We start from the raw sequence: 21,699 nt of genomic DNA, 5'->3' as shown, positions 1-21,699 counted from the left end.
AGGCNGGTTTTGGAGCCGCTGCTCCCGGCTGCCGGTCCATCTTGCTGATCGCTGCGCTCAGCTTGTCGAGCGGGTCGTCGGTCACGATCCGGATCAGCGGATTCAGCAGGGTGACCAGCACGAGCAGGCTTAGGACCAGCTTGACGTATCGTTCCATGGATCTGCTTGGCAGCAGCATATCAACGAAGGTGGCGAGCAGCACAACCATGATGACTTCTTTCAGCCAGTTTCCAAGCCATTCCACGGGCTTCCCCTCCCTTCACCGCATCATGACGGTCACGTTGCCAGCCGTCAGCATGATGGTGATCGCCAGGAAAAACATCAGTCCGACCGCCGCCAGGGCTGCAAAAACGTAAATCATGCTTTTGCCGATCGTGTCCAGGCAGGCGGTGATCGGGGAATCGCCGAGCGGCTGCATGATGGCTGCCGATACTTTGTAGATCAGCGCAAGCGTCAGGATTTTGATGGCCGGAAAGGCACAAAGGAACAGGATGATGATGACGCCTGCCAGACCGATGGAGTTTTTCACCAGCAGCGATGCCGAGATCACCGTGTCCGTGGCATCTGCAAACATTTTGCCGACGACCGGAATGAAGCTTCCGGAGACGTATTTGGCCGCCCGGATCGTCACCCCGTCGGTGATGGATCCCGTGATTCCCTGCACGGAGATAACGCCGAGAAAGATCGTCAGCAGCACCCCGAGCAGCCCCACGCTGATGTTGCGCAGCAAGTTCGCCATCTGCGTCAGCTTGTACTTATCCGACAGCGAGCTGACCAGATGAAGCACGGCTGAGAAGAAGAGCAGCGGAAACACCATGACGTGGATCAACGTTCCGATCGTATTGATCATGAAGATGATCAGCGGATGCGTAACCGACACGGTGACGATGTTGCCCATCGAAGCCAGCAGCGCGAATAGCAGCGGTACCATCGCCATCATGAAGTCGATCATCCGGTCGATCGCCTCTTTGGCATAACCGATCGCGACGTTGAAGCTGTTGATGGCTAGCACGATAATAACCATATAGCATAGGGCGTATGCGACTTTGCTCACCGTTTTCCTCTCAAAAGCCGCCTGAAGCGTCTCCAGAATCATGCTCATGATGCTCAGGATGACGATCGTGACGAGCAGCTTGCCGTTGTACAGCACCTCATGCCACATAAAGGTCCCTGCCGCGGTCAGCACCGATTTGAGACTGAAGCCGCTGCCGCCGGGAAGGAGCATATCCATGAAGGATGGTGTTTTCTGGTCCGGAAAAAATCCCCCGTATTCCTTCATCAAGGTGTCCCAGTACTTCTCCACCTGATCCTTCGGCAAATTCTCCGCCTGGCTCTGGATCAGCTGATCCGTGGGTGAAGCCGCAAAGACCCGGGTGATTCCTGCCACCATGAACACGATAAACAAAATAACGATGTGCATCTTGTCCGGCAGCCTCTGCAGTCCCGGCATGTCTTCACCCCTCTCCTTCAGGCTGGCAGCAGCTTAAGCACCGTTTCGATGATAATGCCGATAATGGGGATAGCAAGCACCATGATCAGCACCTTGCCCGCGAGTTCGATTTTGGAAGCGATGCTTTCCTGCCCGGCGTCTCTGACGAGCTGCGCCCCGAACTCGGCGATATAAGCGATCCCTATAATTTTCAGTATCGTTTTCAGGTAGATCATCTGGACTCCCGATGCCTCGGCCAGCCGCTGGAGCTCCTGGATCACCATACCGATTTTGCCGATCAGGAACATGAAGATCAGCACGCCGGTCGCGGCGGCCAGGACGAAAGCGAACATCGGCTTGTGCTCCTTGATGACGAGGATCAGAATCGTGGACAGAAGCCCAAGGCCTACCACTTGAATAATTTCCATGGTTAGCAACCCCTACTGGAACAAAAGATGGTTTTGATCTCTTGCAGCAGGTTATCGAGCAGCCGGACGACCATGAACAGCACCACGACAAAACCAATGACCGTCACCCAATGAGCCATATCCTCTTTTCCCATTTGCTTCAGCACTGTGTGAATCATGGCAATGATGATGCCGATTCCCGCAATCTGGAAAATTGCGTTCACTTCAAAGTTCATTCCTAGGCACCTCGCTAAAAGATCAAAATAACGATCAATGCTCCGATGAGCAGCCCGAGACTTTTACTGATCTTCTCGTATTTGGCCTGGTCGTCCCTGGCTGTTGCTTCTTCATGCTTCAACTGCTCGACGGCCAGCTGGATGTGCTTGATTTGGTCCTGCCGGTCGCTTGTCCCGAGCGTGAAGCTGAGCTGATGCAGCACCTCGCGTTCAGGTGCCTTCATGGAGGTCCGCTTCCAGTTCTCATGGAGAGAACGCTGGAGGCTCTCCTGGGCAGTCAATCCTGTGGCCGGTCCCATCTCACGTGCTGCATTCAGAAAAAAGGTATGGAGAGGCTCCCGCATTTGATCCGCTATTTTGCGAAGTGCTTCCGGAAGTGGGGTAAATCCATAGGTGATTTCGGTCGACAGCCGCTGCAGTGCCAGAATCAGTTCCCGGATCTGCTTCGGCCGGCTGGCAAACTGCCTGGCCTGATGGAATCCGGCCAGTGTGCCGGACAGCAGAATCAGCACAGCGCCAAAAAGTTTAAGCAAGGAAGTTCACCCCTCTCTGGCTGCCCGTCTGAAGCTGTAGCGGCCGGTGCTGCTGGTCGAGGATCCGGCAGCTTAACCCTTGTGCCTTCCTTTTTAAAAGAACGTACCTCTCAAACATTCCGGTTTCTATGAGCCCGGCCAGGGCGGGCCGGTGCTTCAGCTCTTCGATGCCGCCGGCATGCGCCGTGGCGACGACCGTAATGCCCGCATGCAGCGCCTCCGTCACCGATTCGGCGTCCTCTCCCCGGCCGATCTCATCCACCATGAGAACATCCGGCGACATGGACCGGATCATCATCATCATGCCTTCCGCCTTCGGACAGGCATCCATCACGTCGGTGCGGGGTCCGACGTCAAAGCTCGGCACGCCTTTGAGGCAGCCGGCGATCTCGGAACGCTCGTCGACGATGCCCACCTTCATCCCCGGCAGGCTGGATTTGCCAAACCCAGGGAGCCCGCTGCTGATCTGTCTCGCCAAATCCCGCAGGAGGGTCGTCTTGCCCTGCTGCGGTGCCGAGAGCAGAAGTGTATGCCGAATCCTGTTTCCTTCCCTATCGATCAGAAAGGGGAGGATGCCGTCAGCGGCACCCTTCACTTCCCGGGCAATCCGCACATTGAATCCGCTGATATCGCGGATATGCTCGACATGTCCGGCGTGAAGCACCGTTCTACCTGCCAAGCCGATGCGGTGTCCGCCGGGAATGGTGATAAAGCCTTTGCGAAGCTCTTCCTCCATCGTGTACAGCGAATGGTTGCTGATCAGATCGAGCAGCCTTCGGCTGACCTCCCGCTGCGGCTTGTACGCCTTGTCCGCATCCAGCGTCAGCGTGCTTTGTTCCGTAACATAGTGGTGTGAGCCTGCGCCGTTGATCTCCAGCGGCCTTCCTTCACGGATGCGTACCTCCTCCACGACGCTCAGAATATGGTGAGGGAGCTGGTGAAGGATCGATTTGACCGGCTCCGGAAATAACTCCAGCCAGTTTGGATTTGTAATAGGACCACCCCCGTGCTGCCTTTCTCCTGCAAGCTTGTTCAACTTCTGATGGATAAACTACTAGATGTTTTCTTACTTATGTCTATGCTTGGCCCCTAAATTTATGACCACTGTAATCTATCATTTTTTGAGAATGCCGATTAAGAGACAGGACACGCCGAAAAAGATCCACGCCATCTTTCCCCAGGAGAGCTTATCAGCCACGCCGATGAGCCCGATGGAAGTCGTCAGGATGAGCACCGTCGGCCCGACGAATGCCAGCAGGGAATTGACCGCCAGCGCCTTATCTACCTGAGCGAGCTTTAGCATCAGCAGCGCGGCGGCGATTTCCAGACTTCCGGAGATAAAACGCAGCGTAGCCATGCTGAGCACGAACTTGTCCACTAAAATGACCCCCTTTTGCGAGATTGTACTTCTAACCTCATAGATATGCGGGACTCTCTTTTTTTAGTTGTCTTTTACAAGAAAGATACGGAAAATAACTTGGCAAAAAGGAGCTGCCGCACTGATTATCAAAAGAGTCAAGTCAAAGCCTCTATTTAATAACTCCTATATTCGGAACAAAATGCTCCGGGCTTGCATATATTGTTTGGTGAAATACCTATCCGCTTGTCAGTTGCCTGGGTTGGATCCGTCTGCAGACAAACTGCCTGCATCCGGCCGACCAAGAGAGGACCGTTCAACCATCGGCATCTTCAGGGCTAAGCAGCTGAAAGAGGTGTCGTATTATTTACAGATGCATAAGGAGGATTTATCCATGCGGGTGGATGTCATTGCCAATGTGGACGAAGTAAGATCGGAGGAGTTTGTGCACAAGAGCGCCGTTGTGATTGACGTGCTGCGGGCAACCAGTACGATGATCACGGCTCTGGCCCAAGGCGCTACCGGGCTGATGCCCGTGGAGACGGTTCCTCAAGCCCAGCAGATGCGGGGAGACCAAACGTTTGTCGGTGGAGAACGGTATTATAAAAAAATCCCCGGTTTTCAGGCCGGGAATTCGCCGCATGATTATATGACCCCTGAGGTTGCCGGAAAGCTGGTGGTGCTGACCACATCGAACGGGACCCGAGGGCTGCTCAAATCCCATAAAGCCGCCAGAATATTTGCCGCTTCATTTATGAATGGGACGGCCTGTGCGTCAGCTCTGTTATCGTTCGGGAAAGATGCCATCCTGCTGTGCTCGGGATGCCGCAACGATTTTTCGCTGGAGGATGGCCTGTGCGCGGGAATGATCATCGATGCGATGGAGTCCATTTCGGAAGCGCCGCTTCAGCTGAATGATCTGGGCCTAGCGATGAAGCATGCGTACCGGCAGTGCAAGGGATCCCTGTTTGAAACCGTAATGGAAGGATGCGCGGCGAAGCAGCTGGTCAAGCTGGGATTTACGCATGACGTCGAATACTGCACAGGGATCGACACGGTCCCTGTCGTGCCGTATGCCAAGTCGGAAATGATCCTGACGCCGTTGTTCGCAATTGCTGCGGACCGCGGATAATCCGAGCCGCGCTGAAATAAACAAAGCCGCCCCCTGCTGTGGGGACGGCTTTTTGTATGAGTATTTGCATTCTGACCTAGCGGCGGTCCTGTGGGCCTCCCACAAACACCTGCGCATCGGTATCGAGGTTGTAGGCGGTATGAAGCGCACTGACGACCTGCTCCAGATTGCCGCCTTCGATGACGCAGGACGTTTTAATCTCGGACGTGCTGACCATTTTAATGCTGACGCCCTGCTTGGAAATGACATCGAACATTTCGGCGGCAACGCCGGGATGGCTGATCATGCCCGCACCTACGATCGATACCTTGACCAGATTGTCTTCCGAGGTGACTTCACGGTACGGAAGGGTGGATCTCAAATCCTTGATGACTTGAAGTGCCTGGCCGCTCTCCGACAGAGAGGTGGTAAAGGAAAAGTCCGCCTTGCCGTCCTGAACGCCGCTCTGCACGATGATGTCCACGTTGATGCCGGCGCCGGCGAGCGCTCCGAACACCGTGGCAAGAACGCCGGGAACGTCTTCCACTCCCAAAATACTGATTCTGGCCACATTTTTATCATAAGCGATACCGCTTACCACTACTCCCTGCTCCATGCTGGTTTCCTCCTTCACAACCGTGCCTTCATTATAGTTAAAACTGGATCTGACGACGAGCTTCACCTGGTGATGCTTCGCGTACTCCACCGCGCGCGGATGAAGAACGGCCGCCCCCAGGTTGGCCAGCTCCAGCATTTCGTCATAAGAAATTTCCTCAAGCTTGCGGGCGCATTTCACGATTCGCGGATCGGTCGAATAAATGCCGTCCACGTCGGTATAAATCTCGCACACGTCGGCGCTAATCGCCGCAGCCAGCGCAACGGCTGTCGTATCGGATCCCCCGCGGCCGAGCGTCGTGATTTCCCCTTCTTCGGTCATGCCCTGGAATCCGGCCACGATCACGATGTTTCCTTCCTGCAGGGCTCCAATCACCCGGTCCGGAACGATATCCATGATTCTCGCTTTGCCGTGCACCGGCTCTGTCCGGAATCCCGCCTGCCAGCCTGTCAGCGAAACGGCGCTGCGGCCGAGCTGATGAATGGCCATCGACAGAAGCGACATGGAAATCTGCTCCCCGGTGGTCATCAGCATATCCATCTCGCGTGCAGGCGGATTTGGATTGAGCAGCATCGCCTGATCGATCAAATCATCCGTCGTATCCCCCATCGCGGAAACGACTACTACACACTGGTGTCCTTCGTCCTGTTTCTCGACGATACGTCGGGCCACGCGCTGCATGCGCTCAATATCTCCGACGGAACTGCCTCCGAATTTCATGACGTACAGTGACAACTTCGATTCACTCCCCACTCATTGTACAACTGGGCATTATGCAATCATTTCCCACGCCGGTAAAACCGCCCGATCCTATTTCTATATGCGATCAGCACCCTTTTCGCCAATAGACTGGCCATGGTGAAAAAAGCAGGATCTCATGTTGCAAAATGCTGACAACTGTCTAATTTTACGCTTTAAACTAGTATAATACGAAAGTATGCCCGATTGTTAATGTTTTTTCATGGGATTATACAAAAAATCCTCCTTTCAGAAGGAAAGGAGGATCGGCTTAGCCCTGTCGGGTGTTAAGCAATTCTATCGCCGGCTTTACGCGCGGGAGATATATTTGCCTTCACGGGTGTCGATCAGAAGCACATCGCCTTCATTGATGAACAAAGGCACCTGAACGTTCAGGCCGGTTTCCAGCTTCGCGTTCTTCGTCGCCCCTGTAGCCGTATTTCCTTTAATGCCCGGCTCGGTTTCAACAACCTTCAGCTCGACGCTGGTCGGCAGGTTGATCCCGAGAATTTCGCCCTGGTAGCTGACGATATTCACGTTCATATTCTCTTTGAGGAAGTTCAGTTCCCACTCCAGCTGATTGCTGTCCAGCGTGAACTGGTCGTAGGTTTCGTTGTCCATGAACGTATGCTCTTGACCGCTTGCATACAGATAAGAAACGCCGCGGTTTTCGATGATGGCACGGCCGATCGTTTCACCTGCGCGGAATGTGCGCTCAACGGTGTTGCCGTTGCGGAGGTTTTTCAGCTTCGAACGTACGAAGGCAGCCCCTTTACCCGGTTTAACGTGCTGAAAATCGAGAACGGTAAAGATGTCGCCATCGACTTCCACCGTCAGACCTGTTTTAAAATCGTTAACTGAAATCACTGAAATGCCCTCCTAAAGGTTTAAGTATATATTGCATTTATCACGCCGGTAATACGGTGAAATCTTTAGACGAATGCGTCAAGATCACAATTCCCGTCTCCGTGATCACAATATCGTCTTCAATGCGCACGCCACCGAGACCCGGCAGGTAAATACCCGGTTCCACGGTCACGACCATACCCGGCTTAAGTACATCGTCGCTCAGCTTGGACAGGCGAGGCATTTCATGAACCTCCATGCCGAGGCCATGCCCCGTGCTGTGGCCGAAATTGTCGCCGTAGCCGTACTTCGTGATGATATCGCGTGCAAGCGCGTCCGCTTCGCGGCCGGTCATCCCCGGCTTGATGTTCTGAAGTGTGTGGAGCTGGGCTTCCAGCACAATGTCATAAATTTCTTTAAGCTTCGGATCCGGATCCCCGATCGCAATCGTCCGCGTCAAATCGGAGCAGTATCCGTCAAGCAATGCGCCGAAATCGAACGTGATGAGCTCGTTTCCGGCAATCACCCGTTCGCTGGCAACCCCGTGCGGCATGGCGGAACGCTCTCCGGATGCGACGATCGTATCGAAGGAGGATGAAGTGGCACCGTGGCGGCGCATGTAAAACTCCATCTCCAGGTCGACTTCCCGCTCCGTCATTCCCGTCTTGATAAACCCGAGAATATGCTTGAACGTATCGTCGGCCAAGTCCGCCGCTCTCTGCATCACCTTCAACTCTTCTTCATCCTTGAAGATACGAAGCTTCTCCACAAGGCCGGAAACCGGCACGAGTTTGATTGGCTTAAGCTGCTCCGCGTAAGCGGTGTATCCGGCAAAAGATACGTCATCCTGCTCGAAGCCAAGCTTGCCGATGTTTGCGGAAATCAACAGCTCCTTTACCGTTTCCGTGACCTTCGGCCCGTGCTCGACGATCGTAAATCCCTTCGCTTGCTGCGGTGCCTGGGTCATGTAACGAAAGTCGGTCAGCAGGTACGCATCATGCAAAGTGATGAGGACGTATCCCGATGAACCGGTAAATCCCGTCAAATAACGGCGGTTAATGGAACTGGTTACAAACATGGCTTCCACATTGGATTGCTGCATCGCTTCACGCAGCTTGTTCACTCGATTGATGCTCATCGTTACACTCCTCTCTCATGTACAGCTTTCCCCGGGGAAAGAGGCAGCGACTACTGTCCCTGACTTTCCAAGTGGCGCAGCAGTGCCATCATGCTTTGACCTACGGCCACGGGAGCAATCACGGAAGTATGGCGGAACGTCTCCCTTGCGTGAATGTTCGACAAATGGACTTCCACCGTCGGAATTTTAACGGAACTGATGGCGTCCCGGACGGCATAGCTGTAATGAGTCAGCGCGCCCGGATTCAGAACGATGCCGTCGGCATGACCCAGCGCGGCGTGGATCCTGTCAATGATATCTCCCTCATGGTTGGACTGATAAAATGTGACGGACACGCCCAGGGCCTCCGCTTTCTCAAGCAGGCCTTCTTCAATCGACGCAAGACTTTGAGAGCCGTACACGCCAGGCTCCCGGAGTCCGAGCAGATTCAGGTTCGGTCCGTTGATCACCCAAATGGTTCTCAAAATGGTATTCCCACCCTTTGTCGTCAAATAACCATCTGCTATTTTAACATAGGGGATGTCTTCTTGAGAAGTTTTTTTGCTCTAGTGCGCCTTCGCCCTGCCGGGTTCCCGTTTGCGCTCATCCGTAAATTCGAAAGCCGCTGTGTATCCGATGAACAGTCCCCACAGCAGGTACAAGCAAAATTCGGTGATGATCGTGTTCCAGGTCAGATGGTTGAGACGATTCATCATACCGAGTGCGGGACCCGCCACAAACAGGACAGCCCACCAGCAGATACCGTATACAATACCCGGCCACGGACCGGCCAGCTTCCGGAACAGCAGCGTATAGATGACCGCCGCGACCATGGAAAACGCAATAAAAAAGAGCCAGCCAAGCAGATCTCCTGACCCGCTTTTCAAAAAAGAATGCTTGAAGAAAGGCTCGGCCAAAAAGGCCGGGATGACGATGGTGAAACGCAGCCAATGGAAAACCCAGTGGACCGCCCCCCAGAGCAACCCGGCAAAAAAGCCGAGCTCCAGCGAAAAGCTGAGCGGATTGGTATGGCCAGTATTCGTATGCTGCCGGAAGGCAGCTCCCTGTGAACTCACTTTGAATATCACCCTTTTTGTTTTTCTTAGTATGTTCATTTGGGCCCGGGGCTAATCCAACTAGAAATCGCACGGGAAATTCGTTACAATAAAGGCATCACAACTAATCATTCGGGGAAGGTGAATTGTTTGTCGGAGCAATCCAAAACGGTCAGCTACGGTGGCCAAGCCGTCATTGAAGGCGTTATGTTTGGCGGTAAGCACGTCAATGTCACCGCTGTGCGGCGGAAGAATCAGGAGATTACATTTTTGGAGGTGCCGCGCGAGGATAAGCCTTGGGTCGGCAAATTGCGCAAAATCCCTTTCCTTCGAGGTATTGTCAGTATTATAGATGCAAGCGCCAAAGGTACGAAGCACCTGAATTACTCGGCGGAATCCTACGCGGATGACGAAGTGGAGCCGGAGGAGCGCGCCAAGCAAAAGCAGAAAGAAGAATCCGGCTGGAGCTTAGGGATGATTATCGGCGTTGCCGCAGTCGGCGTGCTTTCGTTTCTCGTGGGCAAGCTGGTGCTGACGCTGGTGCCTGTATTTTTAGAGAATTTCATTTTCGGCAAGATGTTTGACAACTATATCCTGCATAACCTTATAGAAGGCGGCATTAAACTGCTGCTGCTGCTCGTTTACCTATGGGGCATTTCCCAGACCCCGGTGATCAAGCGGTTGTTCCAGTACCATGGAGCGGAGCATAAGGTGATCAGCACCTATGAAGCGGGTGAAGAGTTGACGGTAGCCAACGTGCAAAAGCACAGCCGTCTGCATTACCGCTGCGGCAGCAGCTTCATGATGCTGACGATCGTACTGGGCGTACTGATTTATTCGCTCGTTCCGTGGGATAATATGACGCAGCGGGTTCTGCAGCGGATCATTCTGCTTCCGGTCGTCATCGCCATTTCGTTTGAGTTTCTGAAACTGACCAACGCGCTTCGCGACGTACCGGTGCTGCGGTATCTCGGTTACCCGGGCCTTTGGCTTCAGCTGTTGACGACGAAGGAACCGAAGGATGACCAGGTTGAGGTGTCCATCGCCTCCTTCAACCGCATGCTTGAGCTTGACGCCCAGATGGAGAAAGCTCCGGGGGCGGAACAACCTGTGAGAAACGGAGTCTTGGATCCCCTGAAAGGATGAGATGACATGAAAAGGCAGGCTGTAATTTTCTGGATTGCCATTGTACTGGCAGCCATCGGACTGCTCGGCAACATTTTGTTTGGCGGTGCAGGATCGCTTATGAATTTGCTTGTGCCCTTGATCGTGTTCGGTGTCGTTTTCCTGCTGTACAAATTCCCGCCTGCCCGTTACAACAAGCGGCCCAAGGTTAAGCCGTCCCAGCGGACGATGGAGAAATACAATGCGTCCAAACGCGGTCAATCTTCGGCCAAGCGCAAAAATTACCCTTTCCAGGTGATTGAAGGCTCAAAGGGTAAGAATGACGATCAACAACCGAAATACCACTAAGCGCAGTTTGAAAATATCAAAAACAAGGCATTCGCCCCTCCTTCTAAAGGAGGACCAGCGAATGCCTTTTATTTTTTCTTCGATGTCACGGCTTCCAGCCCGCAAAAAACTTTTTCCCTGCCTGCATGCCGGACTCATACAGCTGCTGGCTTTCTTCCGGTGTAATATGAAACTGCGTCGTTCCAACGCCGAGAGTCGGAATTTTGATCGTCCGGAAACGGTTTTCCTGCTCGATGTACCGCTCATCATGAGCGGACAGCATCGTTTCAAACATCGCCTGCAGCATGCTGATCGGCCCGCGGATCAGATGCGGCTTGTTTGTGGTCCTGCCGACCATTTGAAATCCGATCGTCGGAACCGGCTTCTGCCCGGCCCCTTCCGCAGCGTCGTCAAAGAGCCACAGCGGGAAGTTGCTGAGCAGCCCTCCGTCTACAATATAGACAAACTGGTCGACGAACGATTTTCCCCTGGCCGCTTCGCCTGTCATTCTCAGCATGACCGGATCAAAAAAGTACGGAATGCTCGTACTCATCCGGATCGCCTTGGAAACCGCAAACCTCGACGGGTTGGCGCCCAGCTTGCCCAGGTCTTCGGGGAGCACCAGAATGCGCCCGTTCGTAATATCCGAGGCGATGATCATCAGCTTGCCTTGTGGGATATCCGCAAACGTCTTGACCCCTTTGGCCGCCAAAATATGGTGGATCCAGACTTCGAGCGCTTCCCCTGAATACAGCCCTTTCTTCAGCAGCAAGCGCGCGGCGGGTCCGATCACTTTGGTACTGAATATGGGCGCGCGGTGAAGAAAGGACTCAAAAGGGGTCGTCTTCACGATCTCGCTCATCTCGTCGGCCGAAAACCCTGCCGCCAACAGCGCCGCCACAATGGAACCCGACGAGGTACCCGCTACCCGGTTAAACACAACGCCGGCTTGCTCCGCAGCCTTGACAGCCCCCGCCAGTGATATTCCTTTCACTCCGCCGCCCTCGAACACCGCGTTGACGATCATAATAAAACCCCCGTGTCTCAATATCCCACAGTAAGATATGAGCACGGGGGTTCATTCATGACAAGGTTCTATGAATTTATCATTGCTGGTAATAGGCGGTCAGTGCCTGAACGATGCCAAGCGGATTTTTGATCAAATCCTTGGCGCTGTAAAAAATGCTGCCTTTGACTGCGTCGTATTTGGTATTGTATTGAAGCTGGTTGATGATCTCCTGCGCCGACTGCCACCCAGCTTCGGCAGTTCCCAGCTTGTACGGGGCATGGCCGATATAGAGATCCACGCCGGTGCCCTGCACTTCTTGCGCCCACCAGTCGACGAGCTTGTCGTACTGGGCGTTCTTGAAGGACATGCTCCAATAAATTTGCGGTGCCACGTAATCGATCCAGTGCTGCTTCACCCAGGTTCTCACATCCGCGGACATGGAGTCGTACGCCGTAACGCCCGCTTTGGTATCAGAACCCGTCGGATCGGTAGACTGGTTGCGCCATACGCCGAACGGGCTGATGCCAAACTGAACGGCTGGCTTGGACGCGTGAATCGACTGGCCCAGCTGCTGCACGAACTGGTTAATGTTATCACGGCGCCAATCCGCTTTGCTCAAGCCCTGCGTATTGTATGCCTTGAAAGCAGCATCATCGTTAAACGTTCCGCTCGACGGATAGAAATAATCGTCCAGATGAACGCCGTCGATATCGTACTTGCTTACCACTTCCATCACGACGTCGATAATATGCTGTCTCGCATCCGGAATACCCGGGTTGATGATCAGCTGGTTATTGACGGATACGACCCAGTCGGGATGCTGAACCGCCACATGATTGGCCGCCAGCTTGCTTGTGGTCGTGTCCAGATTCGCCCGGAACGGATTGAACCAGGCATGGAACTGCATCCCCCGCTTGTGGGTTTCCTCGATCATATACTGGAGCGGATCATATCCCGGATCCTTGCCTTGAGTGCCGGTAAGCACCTTCGACCACGGAACCAGATCCGACGGATACAGCGCATCGCCGGCCGTCCGAACCTGGACGAACACCGCGTTCAGCCCCATGGCCTGCAGCTTGTCGAGCAGAGCGCTATATTCCTGCTTCTGCTGCTCGATTTTGCCGTAAGAGGACGTTGTCGGCCAATCCAGGTTGTACACGGTCGAGATCCAGGCTCCCCGGAGCTGGCTGGAGCTGCTTCCCCCGCCCTCAGCAGGCGGCTCGGTAGGTATGTAAGCACTTGATGTTAAGGTAATCGTTTTTGCCACCTGGTCCCAGTCTACCTGCAGACCGAGCTGTTCGCCGACAAAACGGAGAGGGACCAGCACGCGGCCACCCCGAAGCTGCACGGAGGCATCAAGGGCGACAGAGGCTCCATCCGCCCCCAGCCCTTCGCTGATCACGCGGATCGGAACCATCGTCACATTCACTTTTGGCATGATGTACGGAGGGATATCGCTGACCAGCTGCTTCCCGTCCAGGACCATTGTGATGTTGTTTGCAGCCTTCGCCTGCTGCCCCGTAAACGGAATCAGCAGCACCAACAGCAGCGATGCCACGATCCACCTATGAAACTTCCGAAACGCCATTCTACTAATCCTCCACTATTGATAGATTTGCGGGTAAAAAAATCGGTCATTCGCGCTCTCTAGAGATCACTAGCCGGCATCAGACAACCTTGGAATCATGATCTGCTGTATAAAGCGCAAACGACCGATCGGGCAGAAAAGCTGTAACCTTTGCTGCGTGTGCAATCCGGATTTTGCCAGTCTTGGCTCGAAAAATTACCGGATTACGTGCTGGGAATGAAAGAGGCACCTGTCGTTTGAGGGTGCGGACAGATGCCTTGTTTACGAATCGCTGACCAATTCATTATGAATGTTCCGCAGCTCCTCCAGACGCTGTCCATCCCGGCGGAAATACTCCACCAGCGTCTCGATACGCGTTATGGAATCCCAGCTTAAGTGATGCTCGATGCCTTCGACATCTCCATAAATATTTTCCTGCTGAACCCCGATCATCGTCAGGAATTCCTCCAGAAGCTGATGCCGGTCAACCAGGCGTTTGCCCATTTTCTTACCTTTGCTAGTCAGAACAAGGCCGCGGTATTTTTCATAAATCAAATATTCGTCCTTGTCCAATTTCTGGATCATTTTGGTAACGGATGAGGGATGAACCTCCAAGCCTTCGGCAATGTCCGAAACACGCGCGTATCCCTTCTCGTCAATCAATTTATAGATACGCTCCAAATAATCCTCCATGCTGGGCGTTGGCATTATATTCCCTCTTTTCTGTAATAAACGTCAATCATCTGGCCCGATTACCTGCTCTTGTAATGATACATGTTCTCAAGAGGACTTGGCAAGTCCTGCCGCCTGCCGCGCTTCCCATCCTGATCAGTAATTGCCACGGTTTGCCCCTGCTACCCGCACACATACTAAACCGAAGCACTCATATTTTCCTCGAAAGGAGCCGTTCTATGGGTACTGGCGTTAAAGAAAAGCCCAGGCGGACGCTGCGGCCGACCAAGCCGTTTGTCCCCGATCTTGTTTATTTTGAACCGGATGCGCTGAACTATCCCAAAGGCCAGCACATCATGGAATGGGTCAAGTCCAAAGACATTCCTTACCGTATGACCAGCTCTCATAACCGGATCACCAATTTACCAGGCGAAACCGATCAGGAAAAATATAGGAACGCCAAACGAACGCTCGTCGTCGGCGTGCGGAAAACGCTGAAGTTCGACCAGTCCAAGCCTTCGGCCGAATACGCCATCCCGATCTCAACCGGGTGCATGGGTCACTGCCATTACTGCTATCTGCAGACGACGCTCGGGGCCAAGCCCTATGTCCGTGTCTATGTGAACACACCCGATATCATTGGCGCCGCCAAGCAATACATCGAGGAACGCGCGCCGGAAATCACCCGGTTTGAAGCCGCTTGTACTTCTGACCCGGTGGGACTGGAGCATATTACAGGCTCCCTCGCAGAGCTGATTACCTTCATGGCCGGCGAAGAATTTGGCAGACTCCGGTTCGTGACCAAGTATCATCATGTCGATCCGCTGCTCTCGCTGAAGCATAACGGCCATACCCGCATCCGGTTCAGCATCAATTCGGACTACGTCATCCGCAACTTCGAGCCGTCCACTTCGCACTTCGAGGAACGGATCGAGGCCGCGGGAAAGGTCGCCAGGGCCGGCTATCCGCTCGGTTTCATCATCGCCCCGATCATTTGGTATGACGGCTGGCAGGACGGCTATGCCGAGCTTCTGAAGCGTCTGGCGGATACGCTCCCGGCCGAGGCAACAAAGGATTTGACGTTCGAAATGATTCAGCACCGCTTCACGAAAACCGCCAAAAACATCATTGAGCAGCGCTATCCCAAAACCAAGCTGGAGATGGATATCGCGAGGCGCAAGCAAAAATGGGGACGCTGGGGCCAATTCAAATACGTGTACCCGGATGAACAGCAAAACGCCCTGCGCGAGTTTATCACAGAGCGGATTTTTGAGCACTTTCCGGAAGCTACCATCGACTACTTCACCTAAAACTTAAGCCATTCGGGCGTGATGGCCTGCAGCCAAATCGTAATTTTGGTCATTTGATTCGTGAACAGCAGTACACCCATAAACAGCATGAGCGCCCCGCCGATTTTCATCATCATCCCCGAGTACTTCACAATCCACTTGGTGGACCCGATGAAGAAGGCAAGCACAAAAAATGGAATGGCAAATCCGACGGTATAGGCCGTAATCAGCGGAAACCAAGCACCGGGTTCGGTCGTTGCCAAAGCGATGATTGCCGCCAGGATCGGGCCAACGCAAGGAGACCATCCGGCAGAAAAGCCGATCCCGAAAATAAAAGAACCTATGTAACCTGCGGGCTTGAACTTCAGATCCATCTTAAACTCGCGCATCAAAAAGCGCGGCTGAAAGATGCCGATCAGAAACAGCCCCATCAAAATGATTAACAGCGCCGACAGCTGGCGGATCAGATCCCGGTTGTTGTTAAAGAAGCTGCCGAACAAGCCGGCTCCGACCCCGAGCGTATAGAATACGGCGGAAAAACCTAAAATAAAGGCCAGCGTATGACTCATCGTCCGGTAACGGACTTCTTTTTTGTTCTGCTCCGTCTTCAGCGTCTGTACCGACATTCCGGTAATGTAGGAAATGTAGGACGGATACAGCGGCAGGCAGCACGGAGAAATAAAGGAAGCCAGTCCGGCGAAGAAGGCAAGCCATATATTCAAGTTTGACAAGGACAAGTACCTCCTACGTTGATAATCCCTTCTTGCCCGCCATCGTCAAGATCAGCAGTGCAATCAGCAGCAGCACGATGGTTGCTCCCGGAGCCAGGTTCCAAACGCCGGCAATCACAAGTCCCCCCACAACCGCAATCTCCGAAATGACCACCGACAGGATGACGGAAGATTTGAAGCTTCTGGCGATCAGGAGGCTGATAGCGACAGGAATGGTCAGCAGTGCCGATACGAGCAAAGCGCCGACGATTTTGATGGCCGTGCTGATGACGAGGGCCGTCAGGACGGTGATCAGCATGTTCATCATGCGCACAGGCAGACCGCTTACGCTTGCGGCGTCTTCTTCAAAGCTCAGCAGGAAAAACTCTTTGAAAAAGAGCGTAATAACGACCACGACGACCAGCGTCACAGCCCCTACCACGTACAGATCCTGGGTATCCAGCGTATAAATGCTGCCGAACAAATAGCTCATCACATCTGTATTGTAACCCATCCCGAGTGTGAAAAACAAAGAAGCCAGCGCAACGCCGCCGGACATAATGATCGCTATCGACAGCTCGGCATAGCTTTTATAAGCTTTTCTGAGCTTTTCTATCGCAAAGGAAGCCAGAACCGCAAATACAAGACCTGCCCCCAGAGGATACAGATTAATCAGAAAACCGAGCGCCACCCCGGCGATCGTGACATGCGCCAGCGTGTCCCCGATCATGGACAGGCGCCGCAGCACGAGAAAAATGCCGATCAGCGGTGCGGTGATCCCGATCAGCAGACCGCCGGCAAGCGCCCTTTGAAAAAAATCACTGAGGATAATTTCTATAGCCAACAATAACGACTCCTTCGGATGCTTTTAATATGTTGTAAACGATCGTGCTTTTATGACAATGAGTGCTGCAGGTCTTGAACCTCGCAGTCCTGAATCTCATGGGAATGTCTGACGAAAAATTCGATCTTGCCGTTCTTCTGCTTCGGCTTCTCGCCCAAATATCCCTCGATCATGTCCATATCGTGCGACACCATCAGCAGCGTCATATGATGATGCCTGTGCATGTGGGTAATCAGCTCGAAAAATCCGGCCTGTGTCTCCGCGTCAATGCCCACCGTGGGCTCGTCCAGTATGAGCAGATCCGGGTTGTTGATCAGCGCCCGCGCCAGGAAGGCACGCTGCTGCTGACCGCCGGACAACTCACCGATCCGTTTGCCGGCAATGTCTTGAATCCGCATCACCTCAAGCGCATCGTCACACTGCTGCTGCATGTGTCTGTTTACCCGGCGGAACAGGTTTTTATTATTGTACAGCCCGGAAAGGACCACCTCGCGAACAGTAGCCGGAAACAACGGGTTAAACGAATTTTTCTGCGGGACATAGCCTACCCGCTCCCAGTCTTTGAACCTGCGGATCGGCTGGCCGAACAGCCGGATGCTGCCCTGGCCGCTGGGCAGAAGGCCGACGATCATCCGCAGCAGCGTCGTCTTGCCCGCCCCGTTGGAGCCGATAATGCCGACAAAATCGCGTTCTTTCACGGTAAAGTTCAGATCGTGGATGACTTTTTGGTCCCTGTATGAAAAGGAGATGTTCTCCATCTCGATAATCGGTTGATGACAATCGTCAATCATCGGCGTAAACATGCGAAATCCGCCTTTCTGTTAGTTGCTTCATTTATTGTAATGCGAGAATGAGATTATGCAAATTTTTGTCCATCAAGGTAAAATAGTCGTCGCCCTTCTCCTGCTCCTCCTTCGTCAGTCCTTCGAGGGGATTCAGGACGGACACCGTCGCTCCGGTCTCGGAAGCCAGCGTTTTGGCCAGCCGGTCGGAGACCAGCTCTTCGAAAAAGATATATTTGATTCCTTCCGACTTCACCAGGTTCGACAGCTCCACCAAATCGCGGGCCCGGGGCTCGGCATCCGGCGACAAGCCCATGATGGGATGCTGCTCCAAGCCGTAATCGCGGCACAAGTAGCCGAAGGCCTGATGGGATACGACGATTTTGTGATGCGGAACCTGCGACAGCTCCGTCTCGAACTTGCGGTCAAGCTCCTGCAGCTTCCGGCTGAGCTCTGCATACCGCGCTTCGTAAGCCTGCGCATGCTGCGGATCGGCCTCCACGTAGCTGTTCTTGATGTTCTCGGCCATAATGATGGCCGATTTCGGGCTGACCCAGGTGTGGGGGTCGATGTGATGCTTGTGTCCGGTCCCCATGCCCTCGCCTTCGAGATCATGCCCGCCGTCTTCTTCGCCTTCGATCAGCTGGATGCCCTGGCTGACCTCAACGGCCTTCACCTTGGAGTCCCGGTTCAGCCCTTTCAGAAAATTCGGTACCCAGCCTTCGAGTCCGGCTCCGTTATATAAAAACAATTGCGACTTGGACGTGTTCACGATATCCTGGCTCCGCGGCGTCCAATCATGCGGTTCAACGCCCGCCGGCAGTAAATTGATGACGTTGGCGTCCTCGCCGCCGATTTCCTTGGCAAACTCATAAATCGGATAGAACGTCGTAATGACATTCACTTTATCCGGATCCAGCTGTGCGTTCCCTGAGTTATCGCAGCCGGCAAAAACCAGCATGGCCATCAGAAGAAACGAAGGCGCCAGAATCCGCTTGATCACATTTCTCATATTCACAGATGTACGCTCCCACTAATCGTAACTTTTACTAATAAGATTATGAATGGGCTTATTTTATTTGTCAACCTTGGGTGCAAAATTACCAAAGGAAAGCGAACGATACCTGCCGTGGAGTTCTTTGGAGCTTGTCGTGTCTCCCAAGAGATCGATATACCTGGACGACAAAAAGACGGAAGCCCGCTGCTAACGGGATTCCGTCTTCCTATCGACCATACTTACTTATAGGTGCACTATACTTCGCGCCCTACTTCACGACCGCTCCGTTCGGCATGCTGTCCGGCACCGTCGCTAGCGTCAGCTGATCGCCTTGGGATGCCGCCAGAATCATGCCCTGCGACAGCTCGCCGCGCAGCTTCACCGGCTTCAGGTTGGTGACGCAGATGACCTTGCGTCCGACCAGCTCTTCCGGCGTATAGAACTTCGCGATGCCCGACACGACCTGCCGCTGCTCGAAGCCGAGATCCAGCTGCAGCTTGAGCAGCTTGTCGGCTTTCTTGACAGGCTCGCAGGCGATAACCTGAGCTACGCGCAGTTCGACCTTGGCAAAATCCTCAATGCCGATTTCTTCCTTCAGCTCAGGCACTTCCTGCGGAGCAGCCGCTTCGGCCGCCTTGCCGGCTTCCGCTTCCTTCGCGGGAGCTTCGGATCCGGTCATTGCCTGCTTGATGTACGCCACCTCTTCTTCCGCGTCCAGGCGCGGGAAGATCGGGTAACGGCTGCAGCAGGATCGAGTCCGATCCGCAGGCTTTCGACGAGTGGGTCATGACAGACGCCAGCTCTTCGCGTCTCGCCTCATCTTTTGCCAGCGCCCAAGGCTGCGTTTCATCGATATATTTGTTGCTGCGGCTGATAAACTGGCCGATGGCCGTCAGCGCAACGGAGAACTCCATATTTTCCATCGCTTCTTCAACTTTTCCGTAAACATCCTTGGCCGCTTCCTCGAGCGACGCGTCAAACGGAGTTACGCCGGAGCGGTACGCAGGAACCCGGCCCTCGAAATATTTGTCGACCATCGCCACCGTACGGTTCAGAAGGTTGCCGAGGTCATTGGCCAGATCGGAGTTGACGCGCTCCACGAAGCTCTCCGGCGTAAACGTGCCGTCCGCGCCGAACGGAACCTCGCGCAGCAGGTAATAGCGGAGAGCGTCCAGACCGTAACGGTCGATGAGCGTGACCGGATCGACGACGTTGCCTTTCGATTTGGACATCTTGCCGTCCTTCATCAGCAGCCAGCCGTGAGCAAACACTTTCTTCGGCAGCGGCAGGTCCAGTGCCATCAGGATGATCGGCCAGTAGATCGTATGGAAGCGGACGATTTCCTTGCTCATGAGATGAACATCAGCCGGCCAGTATTTGTCGAACAGGCTCGTGTCTTCCGAGCCGTACCCCAGCGCGGTGATATAGTTCAGCAGCGCGTCGATCCAGACGTAAACGACGTGCTTCGGATCGCTCTTCACCTTGACGCCCCATTCGTAGGTCGTACGGGATACCGCCAGGTCTTCCAGTCCCGGCTTGATGAAATTGTTGATCATTTCGTTCTTGCGGGACACCGGCTGAATAAAGTCCGGATGGTCCTCATAGTATTGGAGAAGCCGGTCCACATATTTGCTCATCCGGAAGAAATAGCTCTCTTCCTTCACGCGTTCCACCGGCCGGCCGCAGTCCGGACATTTGCCGTCTACGAGCTGCCGTTCCAGGAAAAACGATTCATCCGGCGTACAGTACCAGCCTTCGTACTCGCCCTTGTAGATATCGCCCTGCGCCTGCAGGCGTTCGAACACTTCCTGAACGACCTTCGTATGGCGCGGTTCCGTTGTCCGGATAAAGTCGTCGTTGGAGATGTCGAGCTTCTTCCACAGCTCCTTGATCCCCGCCACGATGTCGTCGACGAACTGCTGCGGCGTTTTGCCTGCTTCAGCCGCTTTGCGCTCGATCTTCTGACCATGCTCGTCGGTTCCTGTCAAATAGCGCACATCGTAGCCGCGCAGCTTCTTGTAACGAACCATCGCGTCGCCGGCCACGGTCGTGTATGCATGCCCGATATGCAGCTTGTCGCTGGGATAATAGATCGGCGTCGTCAAATAAAATGTTTTCTTGTCAGCCATCGTTCATCTTCCTTTCCAAAATCGGCGTTCCTGTATCTTCTGTGTGAACACAAAATAACCCCACGAAGTGGGGCTTTTGCTGTGATACCCTGTTCAGGTACTGTGCGGGGGCCCCGAGGATACAAAAAACTCCCGCCCCTAATGGGACGAGAGATTCCTCACGTGTTACCACCCAAATTCCCTGCGCCTTCACAGGCGGCAGGCTCCATCAGTACCGGCCTGTCTCAGCCGCGCACTGTCCATTATCGCTGGATCACGCCGCTCCCTTACGCATTCTCTAATTAAGAATGCTGCTCGAAAGCGGTTCCTCCCGGACCATCTTCGGAGACTTCGCTTATACCGGCTCTCAGCTGCCCCGGCTCTCTGCAATAAGCTACCGTTCTCGTACTCATCCGTTCCTCGGAAATGTCATATATTCCATAATATACTGAACCCGGATGCCGCGTGTCAAGTCAGGTGTCCCTCGCTTTCGGAAGGATGAGGGCCGCCTGCGCCCCCCTTCTCCTTCCGCGGGGGAACCAGATCCACGCCCCCCGGATGAAACGGATGGCACTTGGCGATCCGTTTCATGGCGAGCCAGGATCCTTTGGCGGCCCCGTGCACCTCGATGGCTTCCATTGCGTACGCCGAGCATGTCGGGTAGAAACGGCAGGTCGGCGGTTTTAACGGCGAAATGTATTTGCGGTAAATGACGATGGGACCTTGGACGATTCTTCGGGATACGCCCATGGCATTAATGCTCCCCGCTGCGCCCGGACACCGGATTGACACTCAGCCCCGCATCCGCAGGCTGCCGGCAGTCT

General features: G+C 54.0%; 24 protein-coding genes and 1 pseudogene. 4 read left to right on the top strand and 21 right to left on the bottom strand.

Annotation, left to right across the window (positions count from 1 at the left end; all coding sequences use genetic code 11):
• The 7 genes from CPT76_RS37725 to CPT76_RS23565 form a co-directional block, all read right to left on the bottom strand.
• Positions 1-208 (bottom strand): stage III sporulation protein AF (locus tag CPT76_RS37725; protein ID WP_483870076.1); only part of this gene is annotated, 208 nt, incomplete at its 3' end.
• A 51-nt stretch (positions 209-259) separates the two neighbouring features.
• Entirely contained in the window at positions 260-1,450 is a 1,191-nt protein-coding gene (gene spoIIIAE / locus CPT76_RS23590) for a stage III sporulation protein AE (protein ID WP_105444631.1), read from the bottom strand.
• Between the two features lie 17 nt (positions 1,451-1,467).
• Positions 1,468-1,857 (bottom strand): stage III sporulation protein AD, encoded by a 390-nt coding sequence (gene spoIIIAD, locus CPT76_RS23585; RefSeq protein WP_076170009.1) that lies wholly within the window; start codon positions 1,855-1,857, stop codon positions 1,468-1,470.
• Positions 1,858-1,859: 2 nt separating this feature from the next.
• The gene (gene spoIIIAC, locus CPT76_RS23580; protein WP_105444630.1) at positions 1,860-2,072 is read right to left on the bottom strand and encodes a stage III sporulation protein AC; all 213 of its coding nucleotides are present in this window, start codon (positions 2,070-2,072) and stop codon (positions 1,860-1,862) included.
• A gap of 14 nt (positions 2,073-2,086) precedes the next feature.
• Positions 2,087-2,605 carry a stage III sporulation protein SpoIIIAB gene (gene spoIIIAB, locus CPT76_RS23575; RefSeq protein ID WP_076170007.1) on the bottom strand — a complete coding sequence of 173 codons (519 nt, stop codon included), beginning with the start codon at positions 2,603-2,605 and terminating at the stop codon, positions 2,087-2,089.
• Positions 2,598-3,641, bottom strand: coding sequence for a stage III sporulation protein AA (gene spoIIIAA, locus CPT76_RS23570; protein WP_258168750.1), 1,044 nt, complete (start codon positions 3,639-3,641; stop codon positions 2,598-2,600). Before spoIIIAA ends, spoIIIAB begins: the two co-directional genes overlap by 8 nt.
• Before the next feature lie 78 nt (positions 3,642-3,719).
• Entirely contained in the window at positions 3,720-3,989 is a 270-nt protein-coding gene (locus CPT76_RS23565) for a YqhV family protein (RefSeq protein ID WP_373309594.1), read from the bottom strand.
• Positions 3,990-4,356: 367 nt separating this feature from the next.
• On the opposite strand from CPT76_RS23565, the gene CPT76_RS23560 reads away from it, so the two are divergent.
• Positions 4,357-5,094 (top strand): 2-phosphosulfolactate phosphatase, encoded by a 738-nt coding sequence (locus CPT76_RS23560; protein WP_105444629.1) that lies wholly within the window; start codon positions 4,357-4,359, stop codon positions 5,092-5,094.
• Positions 5,095-5,170: 76 nt separating this feature from the next.
• On the opposite strand, the gene CPT76_RS23555 is transcribed toward CPT76_RS23560, so the two are convergent.
• The 5 genes from CPT76_RS23555 to CPT76_RS23535 all read right to left on the bottom strand — a co-directional run bounded on the left by CPT76_RS23555 (position 5,171) and on the right by CPT76_RS23535 (position 9,466).
• Positions 5,171-6,424, bottom strand: coding sequence for an aspartate kinase (locus tag CPT76_RS23555; protein WP_105444628.1), 1,254 nt, complete (start codon positions 6,422-6,424; stop codon positions 5,171-5,173).
• A 312-nt stretch (positions 6,425-6,736) separates the two neighbouring features.
• A complete protein-coding gene (gene efp, locus CPT76_RS23550; RefSeq protein ID WP_105444627.1) occupies positions 6,737-7,294 on the bottom strand; it encodes an elongation factor P in 558 nt (185 codons plus the stop codon).
• Between the two features lie 40 nt (positions 7,295-7,334).
• Positions 7,335-8,411: a M24 family metallopeptidase gene (locus CPT76_RS23545; protein WP_105444626.1), complete on the bottom strand. Its 1,077-nt coding sequence runs from the start codon at positions 8,409-8,411 to the stop codon at positions 7,335-7,337.
• 50 nt (positions 8,412-8,461) lie between these two features.
• Positions 8,462-8,875: a type II 3-dehydroquinate dehydratase gene (aroQ, locus tag CPT76_RS23540; protein WP_105444738.1), complete on the bottom strand. Its 414-nt coding sequence runs from the start codon at positions 8,873-8,875 to the stop codon at positions 8,462-8,464.
• An 81-nt stretch (positions 8,876-8,956) separates the two neighbouring features.
• Entirely contained in the window at positions 8,957-9,466 is a 510-nt protein-coding gene (locus CPT76_RS23535; RefSeq protein ID WP_258168749.1) for a YqhR family membrane protein, read from the bottom strand.
• A 129-nt stretch (positions 9,467-9,595) separates the two neighbouring features.
• Here CPT76_RS23535 and CPT76_RS23530 point away from each other — a divergent pair, with 129 nt between their 5' ends.
• Entirely contained in the window at positions 9,596-10,591 is a 996-nt protein-coding gene (locus tag CPT76_RS23530; RefSeq protein ID WP_076170001.1) for a DUF1385 domain-containing protein, read from the top strand.
• 6 nt (positions 10,592-10,597) lie between these two features.
• On the top strand, positions 10,598-10,918 hold the full coding sequence (locus tag CPT76_RS23525; RefSeq protein WP_076170000.1) for an MFS transporter: 321 nt from the start codon (positions 10,598-10,600) through the stop codon (positions 10,916-10,918).
• A gap of 85 nt (positions 10,919-11,003) precedes the next feature.
• On the opposite strand, the gene CPT76_RS23520 is transcribed toward CPT76_RS23525, so the two are convergent.
• From CPT76_RS23520 to mntR, 3 genes are all read right to left on the bottom strand, one after another.
• Positions 11,004-11,924, bottom strand: a complete 921-nt coding sequence (locus CPT76_RS23520) for a patatin-like phospholipase family protein (protein ID WP_105444624.1) — start codon at positions 11,922-11,924, stop codon at positions 11,004-11,006.
• 79 nt (positions 11,925-12,003) lie between these two features.
• On the bottom strand, positions 12,004-13,494 hold the full coding sequence (locus CPT76_RS23515) for a family 10 glycosylhydrolase (RefSeq protein ID WP_105444623.1): 1,491 nt from the start codon (positions 13,492-13,494) through the stop codon (positions 12,004-12,006).
• A 261-nt stretch (positions 13,495-13,755) separates the two neighbouring features.
• Positions 13,756-14,181, bottom strand: coding sequence for a transcriptional regulator MntR (gene mntR, locus CPT76_RS23510; protein WP_076169997.1), 426 nt, complete (start codon positions 14,179-14,181; stop codon positions 13,756-13,758).
• A 203-nt stretch (positions 14,182-14,384) separates the two neighbouring features.
• Between mntR and splB the strand changes: the two genes are divergently transcribed.
• Positions 14,385-15,455, top strand: coding sequence for a spore photoproduct lyase (gene splB, locus CPT76_RS23505; protein ID WP_105444622.1), 1,071 nt, complete (start codon positions 14,385-14,387; stop codon positions 15,453-15,455).
• On the opposite strand, the gene CPT76_RS23500 is transcribed toward splB, so the two are convergent.
• The 6 genes and pseudogenes from CPT76_RS23500 to yidD form a co-directional block, all read right to left on the bottom strand.
• Positions 15,452-16,165, bottom strand: coding sequence for a cytochrome c biogenesis CcdA family protein (locus tag CPT76_RS23500; protein WP_076169995.1), 714 nt, complete (start codon positions 16,163-16,165; stop codon positions 15,452-15,454). The two genes, splB and CPT76_RS23500, sit on opposite strands and share 4 nt — an antisense overlap.
• Before the next feature lie 13 nt (positions 16,166-16,178).
• Complete coding sequence (locus CPT76_RS23495) at positions 16,179-16,982, bottom strand: metal ABC transporter permease (RefSeq protein WP_076170170.1); 804 nt, start codon at positions 16,980-16,982, stop codon at positions 16,179-16,181.
• Between the two features lie 56 nt (positions 16,983-17,038).
• Positions 17,039-17,746 carry a metal ABC transporter ATP-binding protein gene (locus CPT76_RS23490; protein WP_483870075.1) on the bottom strand — a complete coding sequence of 236 codons (708 nt, stop codon included), beginning with the start codon at positions 17,744-17,746 and terminating at the stop codon, positions 17,039-17,041.
• Positions 17,747-17,822: 76 nt separating this feature from the next.
• Complete coding sequence (locus tag CPT76_RS23485; RefSeq protein WP_105444736.1) at positions 17,823-18,782, bottom strand: metal ABC transporter substrate-binding protein; 960 nt, start codon at positions 18,780-18,782, stop codon at positions 17,823-17,825.
• A 253-nt stretch (positions 18,783-19,035) separates the two neighbouring features.
• A pseudogene (gene metG / locus CPT76_RS23480) lies at positions 19,036-20,896 on the bottom strand (methionine--tRNA ligase).
• Between the two features lie 447 nt (positions 20,897-21,343).
• Complete coding sequence (gene yidD / locus CPT76_RS23470; RefSeq protein ID WP_105444620.1) at positions 21,344-21,625, bottom strand: membrane protein insertion efficiency factor YidD; 282 nt, start codon at positions 21,623-21,625, stop codon at positions 21,344-21,346.
• Positions 21,626-21,699: the final 74 nt, after the last annotated feature.

Origin of the sequence: Paenibacillus sp. AR247 (assembly GCF_002968895.1) — a bacterium.
In the GTDB taxonomy this organism is placed as follows: Bacteria; Bacillota; Bacilli; order Paenibacillales; family Paenibacillaceae; genus Paenibacillus_AQ; species Paenibacillus_AQ favisporus.
The sequence above is the reverse complement of the archived record's forward strand: the minus strand, read 5'-3'. Positions and strand labels throughout refer to the sequence as shown.

Coding starts and splice junctions, on each gene's coding strand:
- spoIIIAE (WP_105444631.1), bottom strand. CDS start 1,450: ATGCCGGGACTGCAGAGGCTGCCGGACAAGATGCACATCGTTATTTTG.
- spoIIIAD (WP_076170009.1), bottom strand. CDS start 1,857: ATGGAAATTATTCAAGTGGTAGGCCTTGGGCTTCTGTCCACGATTCTG.
- spoIIIAC (WP_105444630.1), bottom strand. CDS start 2,072: ATGAACTTTGAAGTGAACGCAATTTTCCAGATTGCGGGAATCGGCATC.
- CPT76_RS23560 (WP_105444629.1), top strand. CDS start 4,357: ATGCGGGTGGATGTCATTGCCAATGTGGACGAAGTAAGATCGGAGGAG.
- CPT76_RS23545 (WP_105444626.1), bottom strand. CDS start 8,411: ATGAGCATCAATCGAGTGAACAAGCTGCGTGAAGCGATGCAGCAATCC.
- CPT76_RS23525 (WP_076170000.1), top strand. CDS start 10,598: ATGAAAAGGCAGGCTGTAATTTTCTGGATTGCCATTGTACTGGCAGCC.
- CPT76_RS23520 (WP_105444624.1), bottom strand. CDS start 11,924: ATGATCGTCAACGCGGTGTTCGAGGGCGGCGGAGTGAAAGGAATATCA.
- CPT76_RS23515 (WP_105444623.1), bottom strand. CDS start 13,494: ATGGCGTTTCGGAAGTTTCATAGGTGGATCGTGGCATCGCTGCTGTTG.
- mntR (WP_076169997.1), bottom strand. CDS start 14,181: ATGCCAACGCCCAGCATGGAGGATTATTTGGAGCGTATCTATAAATTG.
- splB (WP_105444622.1), top strand. CDS start 14,385: ATGGGTACTGGCGTTAAAGAAAAGCCCAGGCGGACGCTGCGGCCGACC.
- CPT76_RS23490 (WP_483870075.1), bottom strand. CDS start 17,746: ATGGAGAACATCTCCTTTTCATACAGGGACCAAAAAGTCATCCACGAT.
- CPT76_RS23485 (WP_105444736.1), bottom strand. CDS start 18,782: ATGAGAAATGTGATCAAGCGGATTCTGGCGCCTTCGTTTCTTCTGATG.
- yidD (WP_105444620.1), bottom strand. CDS start 21,625: ATGGGCGTATCCCGAAGAATCGTCCAAGGTCCCATCGTCATTTACCGC.